The following is an 11,738-nucleotide window of genomic DNA, read 5'->3' as shown; positions in this document are numbered from 1 at the left end:
CACCACGCCTTCCAGTTGTAGGCTTATCCCCGCGAACGAGCATTCGACCCGAAGGCGGGTGGGGTTGTCCAACAACCGACACACCGAAACAGCACAACCAGAAGATGTGAGTGACCTCGACCTCGGCACGGTCCGCGCCTTCGTCGCCATCACCGAGGACCACTACTTCAGCGAGGCCGCGGCCCGGCTCGGCATCAGCCAGCAGGCCGTCTCCAAGCGGATCGCCCGGCTGGAGTCCGACCTGGGCGTGCGCCTGTTCTTCCGCTCCCGCAACGGGGCCGAGCTCACCGCCGACGGCCGGGCGTTCCTGCACCACGCGCGCGCCCTCATCGGCATCGCCGACCAGGCGCTGGAGGTGCTGCGCGGCCGGCGGCGCTCACTCCGGGTCGACGTGCTGGACACCCGGCTGTCCTCCGTCGACCTGGTGCGGGCGTTCCACCAGAGCGCCGAGGGCGTCGACATCGAGATCACCACCTCCAACGGGCTCAGGACCGCCCGCGACGCGATCGCCCACGGCTCCGTCGACGTCGCCTTCGCCCGCTTCACCGGCACGCCGGACGAGGACCTGCGGTGCGTGCCCGCCTACCTCGAACCGGTGCACCTGCTGGTCGACCGCGACCACCCCTTCGCCGGCCTGCCGGAGGTGCCCATCGAACGGCTGTCGGGCACGACCGTCTGGATGCCCGGCAACGCCCCCGGCAGCGAGTGGGCCGAGTTCTACCGGCTTCTGGAGGCCGCGTTCGACATCGAGATCGACGCCACGGGGCCGGACTTCGGCTGGGAATACTTCGTCGAGGAGATCGGCTCGGGCCGGCGGGTCGGGTTCGCGGGGGAGGGGCTCCGGCTGCCCTGGCATCCCCGCACCGTCCAGATCCCGATCGTCGGCCCGGCCCCCGTCTACCCGTGCTCGCTGCTCTGCCACCGCCAGAACCACCACGCGGTACTGTCCCGGCTCATCGACTTCGTCACCGCCGAGTTCCGCCCCTTCGACCCACGTCACCAGTGGCTACCGGACGCCGACCGCGCCGCCTTCACCCACCCCCACTGACGACCGGTCCTCCAGCCACAAGCAGCGCCACCGCCCCCGGACCATTCGGGCCAGTGGGTCTTCAGTGGCCGAAGGATCCGACCAGGGCCTCCGGTCGGTCGCGTTCGGCGTACAGCCGCCAGAAGGTTTCGGCGAACACGTCGGGATGGATCACCTCCGGCTCGAACCCGAGCGGTTCGGTGGCCGACATGATGGCCTGGTGGGGCACGCTGCCCTCGATCAGCGCCCCGACGTTCACGGCGCCGACGTAGACGCCCTTGTCCGCCAGCGCGCCGTTGAGGTTGTGGAAGTAGTTGCGCAGCGCCGCCTGCGCCATACCGGCGTTGCCGAGGAACGGCGTCGGATGGATCCCCGACTGCCCGGCCGTGAACAGGATCGCGCCGTCGCCCCGCCCGACCATGTCCGGCAGCACGGCCCTGACCAGGGCGACCCCCGACAGCAGGAAGCGGTCGAGGATGATCTGCAGGTTGGACGGGTCGACGTCGAGTACGGCCTTGATGCCGTCCCCCATGTTGCCGCCGCCCGGGCTGAACTCGGCGACGTCGATGCGGCCGAACCGCTCGGTGATGGCCGCGACGGCGGTCTCGATCTGCGCGGGGTCGTACACGTCGGCGGTGAAACCGGCCGCCTCGACGCCGTCCGCGGCGAGTTCGGCGACGAGACGGTCGAGGTTCGCGCTGGTACGGGCGACGAGCGCGACACGGAACCCTTCACGGCCGAAGCGGCGGGCGAGGGACAGCCCCAGGACGGGACCGGCCCCGAAGATCGCAAGGGTGAGGGGCATGACAGCTCCTTCAATAAGTTGACTGTAGTCCCAACTTATACGGGAAAGTTGGGAGCACGGTCAACTTAGGTAGGATCGCTCCATGACGACGCGTACGAAACGGCTGAGGGCGGACGCGCAGCGCAACCGCGACCTGCTGATCGGGGCGGCCAGGGAGTTGTTCGGCGCGCGCGGCCTGGACGTCTCGCTCGACGAGATCGCCCGGACGGCGGGGGTGAGCAGCGGCACGCTGTACAACCACTTCCCCGACCGCGCCGACCTGGTCGAGGCTGTCTTCGCCGACCGGGCCGCCACCGTGGTGCGGATCGCCGAGCACGCCCTGGCGATGGACGACGCGTGGGCGGGCCTGGTGCACTTCCTGGAACGGGTCTGCGAACTGCAGGCCGCCGACCGCGGCTACAACGACCTCGTCTCCCGCCGCGGCCCGCAGGCGCCGCCGACCGAGACCCATCTGCGCGGCTACGAGCTGATGAAACAGATCATCGAACGGGCCCGCGAGTCCGGGGCGCTGCGCGCCGACTGCACCCTCGAGGACATGGCCTTCGTGACGTGGGGCACCGCCCGCACCGTCGAGGCCACCGCCGGAATCAGGCCCCAGGCGTGGCGCCGCCATCTCGCCCTCATGCTCGACGGCCTGCGCGCGCCGGCCGCGCATCCGCTGCCGGAACCGCCGCTGCGGCCGGAGGAACTGGTGGACGCCATGCGCGCGTGCTCATGACGTTTCTTCGGAAACCATAAAAGAAATTCTGGCCCGCTCCAGGAAGCGGGCCAGAATGCGTTCTACCGGTTCGGCTCGACGATGGTGACGCGGGTGCCGTCGCCCAGGGGGTCGGCGCCGGCGGGAAGGCTCCAGAGGGCGACGGACAGCGCGCCCAGCAGCACACCCGCGGCGATACGCCTGAGTTTCACCTTCTTTTCCTTTCATTCTCCGATATATCCGGTATTCACCCTAGGGCGGGCCATCGCAGTGGCCGGATATTTCAGAAAAATGTGGAGTATCGAGTGGAGCTGCTATTTCGCGGCGGCTTCCTGGTCCGTGGCGATGCGGCCGCGCAGCATGGCCGCCATGACGTCCATGAAACGCTGCGCCCGCCCGCGCCCGATGACGAACGGGTTCTTCGCCGCCCCCGCCCGCAACTCCTCCATGCGCACCAGCCCCTGGTCGGCCTGCCCATGGTTGTTCAGCTCGACGTCCACCCCGGCCCGCCGCATCCGCGCCGCGAAGGCGAGCGTGGAGGACAACTGGACGCGCTTGTCCGCGGTCGCGCGGGGCGGGTTGAGGCCGCCCAGGAGCATCGCCGTGTGCCGCCGTCCCTTCCACCGCACCGGGAAGATCGGCGAGATGGTGCCGGAGGTGTGGCCCGGCGTGTGGTGGAAGGTGATCGTCGTGTCGCCGAGGGTCAGCCGCTGCCCGTCGGCGATGTCCAGGTCTCGTACGGGGGCGTCCGGCGGGGAGTCGGTGGCGAGGAGGTCCCAGTCGGCCGGGGACATCATGACCCGGGCCTTGTACCGGCCGGCGAGATAGCGGGCGCCGCCGAAGTGGTCGCTGTGCCCATGGGCGCACACCACGTATTTGATCTTCGACGGATCCACGCCCAGCGACCGGAGCTGCGGGACGATGACCTTCTCGGCGTCGTCCGGGGAGCCCAGCGCGTCGATGAGGATGACGCCCTCCGAGGTGAGCAGCGCCGTGGCCGACACCGTGCCGATGCTCACCACCGCGACGTTGTCGAAGATCTTCAGCGGCTCCGGCGGCTGCACCGGCCGCGGCGTGCCGCCGGGAGTGAGGGCCCTGACGAGGTTGCGCAGAATCGGATCGTCGCCGGCCAGCCGGGCGGCGTGGTCATAGTGCTCCTTCGCGCTCTTGGGCGCGGTGGCCGACGCCTCGCGTCCAGCCAGCGGCACGAGACCTCCGGCCAGCAAAAGGGCGCGGCGGGACGGATGCACAAAGGACATGCGGGAATACCTGCTTTCGACTTCGCCCGGCACTTTCCCGCCCCAGCAGACCAGAGGCGATCAAGTGGCGTCCAATACCGGTATGACCGCCGAAGCGATAGCGAAAGCGATATCGCCTCAGGTCATGGCCGCCGCGTCGGCGCCCCAGCTGGCCAGCAGCCGCAGGTTCTCCGCCGCCGCCGAGCCCGGCCGGGCGTGGTAGACGGTCAGGCAGAGGTCGGGGTCGTCGGGCAGGCGCATCGACTCGAAGGTGAGTGACAGCTCGCCCACCAGCGGATGCCGCAGCCGCCGGGTGCCGTGGCTGGTCTCCTTGACGTCGTGTGTGGCCCACAGGTGGCGGAAGTCCTCGCTGCGCAGCGACAGCTCACCGATCAGCGCCGACAGCCGCGGATCGTCAGGATGCAGGCCCGCGTCCAGCCGCAGCGCGCCGACCACCTCGGCCGCCTTCGCCGCCCAGTCGGCGAACAGCCGGCGGCTGTCCGGCCGCAGGAACACCAGCCGCGCCCAGTTGCGTTCGTCTTCGGGCAGCAGGTCCCAGTCGCCGAAGAGCGCCGCCGCCGCCGCGTTCCAGGCGAGCAGGTCCGAGCAGCGCCCCGTCACGTACGCGGGCACCGCCTCCAGCGAGGCCAGCAGGTCGAGCAGCGCGCCGCGCACCTGCGGCCGCACCGGCTTTCTCGGTCTGAACGGCCGGTGCTGGTGGCGGAACAGGTGCCCGAGGTGCTCGTGCTCGGCGTCCGACAGCCGCAGGGCCCGGGCGAGCGCGTCGATCACCTCGGCGGACACGTTGTTGCCCTTGCCCTGTTCGAGCCGGGTGAGGTAGGCGACCGACACGCCGGCGAGCTGGGCCAGCTCCTCCCGCCGCAGGCCCGGCACCCGCCGGTGCCGCCCGAAGACCGGCAGGCCGACCTCCTCCGGCCGCAGCCGGGCCCGCCGGCTGCGCAGGAACTCGCCGAGCTCGGCGCGCGGGTCGAGGGGCCGCTCCGTGTCCTCCATCGTCCCATTCTCGCTGATCGCAGGCCCGGGACCGGTCACGAGCCTGACCCTGCCAGGAGTAGGACCAGCGGACGTAAGCGGAACAGGGCTCTGGGTGTCCGCGCCGCGCGGCGGCAGTCTCGTCTCCCGCACCACTCGTACCGATGTGAGGAGATTGTCATGAGCGCTCCCGGCGCGGCCCCAGTGGCCGTGCGGTGGCCGGCCCGGCTGTGGATCGCGCTGCTCGTCTTCAGCGGCGTGATCCTGCTCGACGGGCTGGAGAACTCGATGATCGCCGTGTCCCTCCCGGAGATCCAGCGCGAGCTCGGGATGAGCGCGGCGACCGCGCAGTGGCTGATGGGCGCCTACATCCTGGCGTTCGGCGGCTTCCTGCTGCTGGGCGGCCGGTTCGCCGACCTGTTCGGCCGGCGGCGGGTGCTCGTGGTCGCGATGACCGTGTTCGCGTTCCTGTCGCTGCTCGGCGTGTTCGCCGACGACGCGGCCCTGCTGATCGTCTCGCGCTTCGTCAAGGGCATGGCCGCGGCCTTCACCGCGCCGGCCGCCATGTCGCTGCTGACCACGACGTTCCCCGAGGGCCCGCAGCGGAACAAGGCCTTCGGCATCTTCAACGTGTTCGAGGCGTGCGGCTACTCCTGCGGGCTGCTGGTCGGCGGCCTGCTCGCGGCGCTGGACTGGAGGGCCACGTTCGTCCTGCCGATCCCGATCGCGGTGCTGGTGCTGGCCGGCGCGCTGCTCGTCCTGCCGCCCGACCCGCCGCGCGCCGGACGGGCGCGGCTCGACCTCGGCGGCGCCGTGACCCTGGTCGCCGGGATGCTGCTGCTCGTCTACACGGTCACCACGGCCGCCGACGCCGGCTGGACGTCGCCGTGGACGATCGGCGGCTTCGCCCTCGCCGGGCTGCTGCTCCTCGCCTTCGTGATCATCGAGCGCACCGTGGAGCAGCCGCTGATCCGGCTGGGCATCCTGCGCGGCCGTACCCTGGTCACCGCCAACCTCAGCGCCGCGCTCCTGTACGGCGGCGCCATGGGCTTCCAGTTCCTGCTCGCCCTCTACCTGCAGAACCTCAACGGCTGGCAGCCCTGGCAGATGGCCCTGGTGCTGCTGCCCGCCGGCCTCATGGTGGTCCTCGCCGGCCCCAGGCTCGGCGCCCTCATCGACAGGTACGGCGTGCGGAAGGTGCTGATCGCCGGCCTCGTGGCGTTCGTCCCGGCCTACCTGCTCATGCTGCGCATGGGCCCCGAGCCCGACCTGTGGACCGTCCTGCTGCCCGCCTCCCTCCTGTGGGGCGTGGGCTTCGCGCTCAGCATCTCGGCCCTGATGGTCGCCGGCACCAGCGGCGTGGCCGACCACGAGCAGGGCCTGGCCTCCGGGCTGCTGACCAGCTCACTGCAGGTCGGCGGCGCCTTCGGCCTGGCCGTCGTCACCGCGGCGATCGTGCCCGGCACCCGGCTGGACCAGCTCTACCCGGGCGTCGCCGTCATCCTGGTCCTCGCGGTCCTCACCCTCCTGGTGCAGCTGCCGCGCTCGCGGACCAGCCCGGCCAGTAAGGGCTGAGCAGGTCGAACTGGTTCGGCAGGCCCAGCAGGTAGCGGGCGTCGTCGGTGTCGTACAGCGGCTGGAACTCGCGCGGCAGATAGAGGCCGAACAGCCGGGCCCGGGAGGCCGACGAGCCGGCGGCGTCCAGGACGGCGTTCGCGCGCTCCGGCACGGCAAGGGCGCCCGCCCGGCCATCGTCCGGGGTGTCCGGGACACGCTCCCCGAACTCACCCGGCTCCTCCGATGAAGGTCACCGGCCTTGGCGCAGGCCCGGGATGGTCAGGCCGACGGCGGCCACGGCGGCGACGCACAGCAGCCCGCCGCTGACCAGGGCGGTCGTGCCCGAGGTGGCCTGCGCGATCAGCCCGCCGCGCAGGTTGCCCAGGTCGGGCCCGGCCCGCCCGACGATCTGTTCGGCGGCGCCGACCCGGCCGAGCAACTCGTCCGGTGTGTGCCGTTGCACGATGGTGCTCCGGGACACTACGGAAACGGTGTCGGCGGCCCCGGCCAGGGCCAGGAAGGCGAGTCCCGCCCAGGGATCGGTGGACAGCCCGAACAGCGTGAGCGCCACACCCCAGCCCACCGACCCGCCGAGCATGACCAGGCCGGGCCGGGGGAGCCGGGTGAAGGCCCCGGAGAAGACGGACGCGGCGACCCCGCCGACCGCGATGGCCGTCAGGAACAGCCCCAGCGTGCGCGGATCGTCGCCGAACCGCTCGGCGTTGACCAGCGGGAACAGGCTGACCGGCATCGACAGTACGGTGGCGGCCAGGTCGGTGAGGAGCGCGCCCCGGACGATGGGCGTACGGACCAGGAACGCCAGGCCGTCCAGCACGCCGCGCAGACCGGGACGGGCCGGCTCACCGCCCGGGTTCGTCCGCGGCAGGTCCAGGGCGCCGAAGATCGCCGCGCTGAACGTGAGCGCGTCGATCAGATGGCAGGCGGCGATTCCCGGCCCGCCCAGGATCAGCCCGCCGAGCGCGGGACCCAGCAGCAGGGCGCCCTGGAACGCGATCCGGTTCAGCGCCAGCCCGGCGGCGAGCTGGTCTTCGGGCAGGAGCCGGGGGATGAACGTCCGTGCCGCCGGACCGCTGCCGGCGGCCAGGCAGGACTGCGCCGCGATCATCACCAGGAGCCCCGCGGGCGGCAGGTAACCGTAGAGGAACTGGCCGGCGAGGACCAGCGAGCCCGCCGCCTGGCCGCCGGTGACGATCAGGTAGAGCCGCCGCCGGTCCACGCGGTCGACGACCGAGCCGATGAAGAGGCCGAGCACGATGAGCGGAAGCGCCGAGGCCAGGCCGACGGCGCCGGTCCACGCGGTGCTGCCGGTCGTCGCCCACACCTGGAACATCACGGCGACGAACGCCATCTGGCCGCCGATCGCGGACAGCGTCTGGCCGATCCACAACCGCCGGAACGGTGGTGAGGAGCGTAAGGGGGTCACATCCAGCAGCGCGCCGGCGATGGTCATGGGGCCGAATTCTAACAGCGCTGTTATTATTTGCGGAACGCGGTCTCCGGCGCATCGGTGAAGACGCCGAGCGCCTCGGCTACCTGCGGCCGGCTCCAGGCCGCGCATGGCTAATCCTCATATAGGCAACTCGGGTTGCTAGTCGCGGAGTCCGGGGGTGTGGTGCCGCAGCACCTCCAGGAAGGCGGCCGTGAGCCGGCCCTGGTGGCCGCCCTTGCGGCGGACCGCGACCACGGGCAGGTGCGCGTCCAGGCCGTCGACCTCGATCGCCCGCAGGCTGCCGATCCGCAGCTCCTCGCGTACGCTGCTGGGCGGCATGAGCGCGATGCCGAGACCGGCCTGCACCAGGCGTTTCTGGGCGGTGAGGCTGTCGACCCTGATGATCGAGGCGCCGGCCGTCTCGCGCTCCAGGAGGTGGCCGAAGGAGTCGGGCTGGCCGCGTTCCGGCGGGAAGCCGATCCATCGTTCGCCCGCGAGTGCCCGCAGGCCGGGCAGGCGGCGGGCGGTGACGCGGTGCGCGGCGGGCACGATGACCAGGAGCCTCTCCGCGCCCAGCGGGATCGACTCCAGCTTGGGGTCGGCGTCGGGGAAGTAGCGCAGGCCCAGGGACGCCTCGCCGCCGCGTACCAGGGCGCTGACCTCGCGGCTCGTCGCCGTGCGCAGTTCCACCGACACCTCGGGGAAGCGGGACTCGAACGCGCGCAGCGCGTCCACGATGTGCGAGTCGGCCAGGGTGCCGACGATGGCGAGGCCCAGGGCCGTGGCGCCGCCGGCCCGCTCGCGTACCGCCCGCTCGCCGTCGCGGACCGCGGCGAGCACGGTCTCGGCGTACGGCAGCAGCGCCCGCCCCGCCTCGGTCAGTGTCACGCGGCGGCCCGCCCGCTCGAACAGCGTCGTCCCCAGCGACCGCTCCAGCTCGCGGATGCGGCGGCTGATGGCGGGCTGGGAGCGGCCGAGCCGCCTGGACGCCTCCGTGAACCCGCCCAGCTCGGCCACGTGGACGAAGGCCTCGACCTCATCGAGCGTCATATCCATAAGTTTTGCTGATGGCAACGATCCATTCAATGCATTCGCCGACTGCCCTGATCGGAACGAGAGTGAACTGGTCACCCGGACTCCTAGGGGGAGCACATGACCGATCAGCTGACCAGGGCGACCACCTTCCGCGCCTTGCACGAACGTCCCGAGCCGCTGCTGCTGCCCAATCCGTGGGACGCGGGGACCGCGCGGCTGCTGGCCTCGCTCGGCTTCGAGGCCCTCGCCACGACCAGCCTGGGCGTGGCCAACCACCTCGGCCGTACGCGGGCCGGCCGCCAGGACGTCCTCGACAACCTGCGCGCCATCTGCGACGCGACGCCGCTGCCCGTGAACGCCGACCTGGAGAACTGCTACGCCGACGAGCCCGCCGAGGCCGCCAAGATGATCGAGGCGGCCTGCGCGCACGGCGCCGCCGGGGCCTCCATCGAGGACACGACGGGGGACAAGGCTTCGCCGATCTACGACTTCGAGCTCGCCGTCGAGCGGGTGCGGGCGGCGGTCGAGGTGGCGCGCGGGCTGCCGTACCCGTTCGTGCTCACCGCGCGGGCCGAGAACCTCCTGTACGGTGTCGCCGGGCTCGACGACACCATCCGGCGGCTGCAGGCGTTCGAGGCGGCGGGGGCGGACGTCCTCTACGCGCCGGGGCTGCGCACCCTCGACGAGATCCGCACGGTGGTCTCGTCCGTCGGCAGGCCGGTCAACGTCGTGATGGGCTTCGCCGACCCGGCGATCACGCTGGAGCAGCTCGCCGAGGCCGGGGTGCGGCGGGTGAGCATCGGGGGAGCGTTCTCGCGGGTGGCCATGGGCGCGTTCCTCGGCGCCGCGCGGCAGATGCGGGAGGGGCGGTTCGGGTTCGTGAGGGAGATGACCTCGCTCAGCGAACTCTCCGACGTGTTCGGGGCCTTTGACGGCCCTCGATCTTGAATTTGCGCTGGGAGTGAAGACGCTGGGTGTGGCGCGGCGGGGTGGGCCAGGATGAGGCCATGCGGACATTTGTTCTGGGCGGTACGAAGTTCCTGTCCAAGGAGATCGCGCGGCAGGCCCGCGATCGCGGACACGAGGTGGTGTGCGCGGCGCGGGGGCTCGCGGGCGAGCCGGCGCCGGGTGTGGAGTTCGTCAAGGTGGATCGGGGCGAGGACGGCGGGCTGGCGCCGGTGCGGGGGTCGTTCGACTTCGTCATCGACGTCGCCAGGCATCCGAGCCTGGTGCGACGGGCGGTCACGGAGCTCGCGGGCCGTTTCGGTCACTGGACGTTCGTGTCGTCGTGCAACGTCTACGCCGATTTCGGGGTGGCCGACCAGGTCCTCCACGAGCCGCTGGCCGCCGACGCCGACGAGTTCGACCCGGCGAACTACGGGCCCGCCAAGGTCTCGTGCGAGCGGATCGCCGGTGAGGAGGCGCTGCTCGTACGGGCCGGGCTGATCGTGGGCCCGGAGGACGAGTCCGACCGGCTCACCTACTGGGTGGACCGGCTGGCGCGCGGCGGGCCCGTGCTGGCTCCCGGGTCGCCCGACGACCTGGTGCAGTTCGTCGACGTGCGCGATCTGGCGGCCTGGACGCTCGACGCGGCGGAGAAGGGGCTCGCGGGGCCCTACGACGGGTGCTCCATGCCCTTCAGCAGGGGCAGGCTGCTGGCGGAGATCGCCGAAGGGGTGGGGGTGGAGCCGGAGCTGGTCTGGGCCGACCAGGAGTTCCTCGTCGAGCGGAAGGTGGCGCCGTGGATGGGGGAGCGGTCGCTGCCGATGTGGCTGCCGTTGCCGGAATACGCGGGCTTCATGGCGCGCGACACCTCCGCGACGCTGGCCGCGGGGCTGCGCATCCGCCCGGTCGCCGACACGGCTCGCGACACGCTCGCCTGGCAGCGCGAGTCCGGGCACGTGGTGAGCCGTTCCGGCATCTCCGCCGCCGACGAGGCCGAACTGCTCCGGGCGCTCGCCTAGCCCCATTATGTACGCTCGTACATATGAAGCCCGGCCTTGACGACCGCTCGACGCTGGCCGAGCTGCTGGGGGCGGTCGGGGAGGGCACGGAGACCCGGCCGCCGCCGCGCGTCGGCGTGCGGTCGTTCGCCGGCTTCGGCCTCGTCGCCCTGGACGTCGCACCGATCACCATCGGGTCCAACGCGCAGCTCATGACGCCGACGCATCCGGTGGATCCGGAGTTGCGCCGGGCGAAGTGGGAGGCCGCCCGGGTGATCCGCACGATCGAACCGGGCCCGGCATGAGCACCCCCACCGCCCCGCGGCCGCCCGGCCCTCAGCCAGCCGGCCCGCAGCCGGTCGGTTCTCAGGCGGCCGGGCCGTCGTCGGCCGGGTCGCGGCCGGCTGGTGCGCGGCGGGCTCGGCGGCATGATCCTGGGCGGCGGGATCGGCTGATCGATGCCGCGCTCACCGTGATCGCCGAGCGGGGTGTCGCCGGGACGACGCATCGGGAGATCGCCCGCGTCGCCGATGTGCCGCTCGGCTCGATGACCTATCACTTCACGTCCCTGGACGAGGTGCTGGCCGAGGCGTTCACCCGGCACGCCGACGCGGTGGCGCGCGTTTTCGACGAGCGTCTGAGCGCCGCCGCAGACCGTGACGCGGCGGTCGAGGCCGTCATCGCCCTGGTGTCGGACGACCTGCTCGGCGCCCAGGACGACCTCGTCCTGTCCGTGGAGCTGTACGCGGCCGCAGCGCGCAACCCGGCCCTGCGGGCCGTCACCCAGGCCTGGATGGCACGCAGCCGCCAGGCACTGGAGCGCCACTTCGACGCCACCACCGCCCGCGAACTGGACGCGCTCATCGAAGGACTCGTCCTGCACAGCGCCCTGTCGACCGACCCGATGACACCCGAGCAGATCCGCCACGCCATCCACCGATACCTGCGCTGACGCCAGCGCGGGCCTGCCCCTGCCCATTCGCCCGGTCCCTG

Annotated in this window: 14 protein-coding genes; 7 read left to right on the top strand and 7 right to left on the bottom strand. The window is 71.9% G+C overall.

From position 1 onward, the window contains the following. Nucleotides 1-106: 106 nt before the first annotated feature. Nucleotides 107-1,048, top strand: a complete 942-nt coding sequence (locus C4V41_RS45650; RefSeq protein WP_200824682.1) for a LysR family transcriptional regulator — start codon at nucleotides 107-109, stop codon at nucleotides 1,046-1,048. A 61-nt stretch (nucleotides 1,049-1,109) separates the two neighbouring features. Here the strand turns inward: C4V41_RS45650 and C4V41_RS45645 are convergent, their stop codons facing one another. Then, nucleotides 1,110-1,832 carry an SDR family NAD(P)-dependent oxidoreductase gene (locus tag C4V41_RS45645; protein ID WP_103962298.1) on the bottom strand — a complete coding sequence of 241 codons (723 nt, stop codon included), beginning with the start codon at nucleotides 1,830-1,832 and terminating at the stop codon, nucleotides 1,110-1,112. 82 nt (nucleotides 1,833-1,914) lie between these two features. On the opposite strand from C4V41_RS45645, the gene C4V41_RS45640 reads away from it, so the two are divergent. After that, nucleotides 1,915-2,550: a TetR/AcrR family transcriptional regulator gene (locus tag C4V41_RS45640; RefSeq protein ID WP_103962297.1), complete on the top strand. Its 636-nt coding sequence runs from the start codon at nucleotides 1,915-1,917 to the stop codon at nucleotides 2,548-2,550. A gap of 62 nt (nucleotides 2,551-2,612) precedes the next feature. On the opposite strand, the gene C4V41_RS65595 is transcribed toward C4V41_RS45640, so the two are convergent. The 3 genes from C4V41_RS65595 to C4V41_RS45630 all read right to left on the bottom strand — a co-directional run bounded on the left by C4V41_RS65595 (nucleotide 2,613) and on the right by C4V41_RS45630 (nucleotide 4,781). Further along, the gene (locus tag C4V41_RS65595) at nucleotides 2,613-2,741 is read right to left on the bottom strand and encodes a hypothetical protein (protein WP_268808821.1); all 129 of its coding nucleotides are present in this window, start codon (nucleotides 2,739-2,741) and stop codon (nucleotides 2,613-2,615) included. Between the two features lie 102 nt (nucleotides 2,742-2,843). Further along, complete coding sequence (locus tag C4V41_RS45635; RefSeq protein WP_103962296.1) at nucleotides 2,844-3,788, bottom strand: MBL fold metallo-hydrolase; 945 nt, start codon at nucleotides 3,786-3,788, stop codon at nucleotides 2,844-2,846. Between the two features lie 117 nt (nucleotides 3,789-3,905). Then, the gene (locus C4V41_RS45630) at nucleotides 3,906-4,781 is read right to left on the bottom strand and encodes a helix-turn-helix transcriptional regulator (protein ID WP_103962295.1); all 876 of its coding nucleotides are present in this window, start codon (nucleotides 4,779-4,781) and stop codon (nucleotides 3,906-3,908) included. A 159-nt stretch (nucleotides 4,782-4,940) separates the two neighbouring features. Between C4V41_RS45630 and C4V41_RS45625 the strand changes: the two genes are divergently transcribed. Next, a complete protein-coding gene (locus C4V41_RS45625; protein WP_103962294.1) occupies nucleotides 4,941-6,335 on the top strand; it encodes an MFS transporter in 1,395 nt (464 codons plus the stop codon). Here the strand turns inward: C4V41_RS45625 and C4V41_RS45620 are convergent. From C4V41_RS45620 to C4V41_RS45610, 3 genes are all read right to left on the bottom strand, one after another. Beyond that, nucleotides 6,280-6,489 (bottom strand): hypothetical protein, encoded by a 210-nt coding sequence (locus C4V41_RS45620; RefSeq protein WP_200824681.1) that lies wholly within the window; start codon nucleotides 6,487-6,489, stop codon nucleotides 6,280-6,282. The two genes, C4V41_RS45625 and C4V41_RS45620, sit on opposite strands and share 56 nt — an antisense overlap. Before the next feature lie 78 nt (nucleotides 6,490-6,567). Continuing rightward, nucleotides 6,568-7,788 carry an MFS transporter gene (locus C4V41_RS45615; protein WP_103962293.1) on the bottom strand — a complete coding sequence of 407 codons (1,221 nt, stop codon included), beginning with the start codon at nucleotides 7,786-7,788 and terminating at the stop codon, nucleotides 6,568-6,570. A gap of 138 nt (nucleotides 7,789-7,926) precedes the next feature. After that, nucleotides 7,927-8,817 carry a LysR family transcriptional regulator gene (locus C4V41_RS45610; RefSeq protein WP_160150618.1) on the bottom strand — a complete coding sequence of 297 codons (891 nt, stop codon included), beginning with the start codon at nucleotides 8,815-8,817 and terminating at the stop codon, nucleotides 7,927-7,929. Nucleotides 8,818-8,919: 102 nt separating this feature from the next. Between C4V41_RS45610 and C4V41_RS45605 the strand changes: the two genes are divergently transcribed. From C4V41_RS45605 to C4V41_RS45590, 4 genes are read left to right on the top strand one after another with little or no spacing between them, the layout of a single operon-like run. After that, the gene (locus C4V41_RS45605) at nucleotides 8,920-9,750 is read left to right on the top strand and encodes an isocitrate lyase/PEP mutase family protein (protein WP_103962291.1); all 831 of its coding nucleotides are present in this window, start codon (nucleotides 8,920-8,922) and stop codon (nucleotides 9,748-9,750) included. Between the two features lie 59 nt (nucleotides 9,751-9,809). Next, entirely contained in the window at nucleotides 9,810-10,766 is a 957-nt protein-coding gene (locus C4V41_RS45600; protein WP_103962290.1) for a Rossmann-fold NAD(P)-binding domain-containing protein, read from the top strand. A gap of 23 nt (nucleotides 10,767-10,789) precedes the next feature. Then, on the top strand, nucleotides 10,790-11,050 hold the full coding sequence (locus C4V41_RS45595; protein ID WP_200824680.1) for an LbetaH domain-containing protein: 261 nt from the start codon (nucleotides 10,790-10,792) through the stop codon (nucleotides 11,048-11,050). After that, complete coding sequence (locus tag C4V41_RS45590; protein WP_103962289.1) at nucleotides 11,047-11,697, top strand: TetR/AcrR family transcriptional regulator; 651 nt, start codon at nucleotides 11,047-11,049, stop codon at nucleotides 11,695-11,697. The genes C4V41_RS45595 and C4V41_RS45590 overlap by 4 nt, the downstream gene beginning before the upstream one ends. Nucleotides 11,698-11,738 lie beyond the last annotated feature (41 nt).

It is taken from the genome of Nonomuraea solani (genome assembly GCF_900108335.1).
Taxonomy (GTDB): Bacteria; Actinomycetota; Actinomycetes; order Streptosporangiales; family Streptosporangiaceae; genus Nonomuraea; species Nonomuraea solani.
Note: the sequence above shows the minus strand (reverse complement) of the source record. Positions and strands in the feature narration are given on the sequence as shown.

What these genes read in the sequence shown, in the direction of transcription:
- C4V41_RS45600 (WP_103962290.1), top strand. Translation starts at nt 9,810, where the DNA reads ATGCGGACATTTGTTCTGGGCGGTACGAAGTTCCTGTCCAAGGAGATC.
- C4V41_RS45635 (WP_103962296.1), bottom strand. Translation starts at nt 3,788, where the DNA reads ATGTCCTTTGTGCATCCGTCCCGCCGCGCCCTTTTGCTGGCCGGAGGT.
- C4V41_RS45645 (WP_103962298.1), bottom strand. Translation starts at nt 1,832, where the DNA reads ATGCCCCTCACCCTTGCGATCTTCGGGGCCGGTCCCGTCCTGGGGCTG.
- C4V41_RS45640 (WP_103962297.1), top strand. Translation starts at nt 1,915, where the DNA reads ATGACGACGCGTACGAAACGGCTGAGGGCGGACGCGCAGCGCAACCGC.
- C4V41_RS45615 (WP_103962293.1), bottom strand. Translation starts at nt 7,788, where the DNA reads ATGACCATCGCCGGCGCGCTGCTGGATGTGACCCCCTTACGCTCCTCA.
- C4V41_RS45625 (WP_103962294.1), top strand. Translation starts at nt 4,941, where the DNA reads ATGAGCGCTCCCGGCGCGGCCCCAGTGGCCGTGCGGTGGCCGGCCCGG.
- C4V41_RS45595 (WP_200824680.1), top strand. Translation starts at nt 10,790, where the DNA reads ATGAAGCCCGGCCTTGACGACCGCTCGACGCTGGCCGAGCTGCTGGGG.
- C4V41_RS45590 (WP_103962289.1), top strand. Translation starts at nt 11,047, where the DNA reads ATGAGCACCCCCACCGCCCCGCGGCCGCCCGGCCCTCAGCCAGCCGGC.
- C4V41_RS45610 (WP_160150618.1), bottom strand. Translation starts at nt 8,817, where the DNA reads ATGACGCTCGATGAGGTCGAGGCCTTCGTCCACGTGGCCGAGCTGGGC.
- C4V41_RS45605 (WP_103962291.1), top strand. Translation starts at nt 8,920, where the DNA reads ATGACCGATCAGCTGACCAGGGCGACCACCTTCCGCGCCTTGCACGAA.
- C4V41_RS45630 (WP_103962295.1), bottom strand. Translation starts at nt 4,781, where the DNA reads ATGGAGGACACGGAGCGGCCCCTCGACCCGCGCGCCGAGCTCGGCGAG.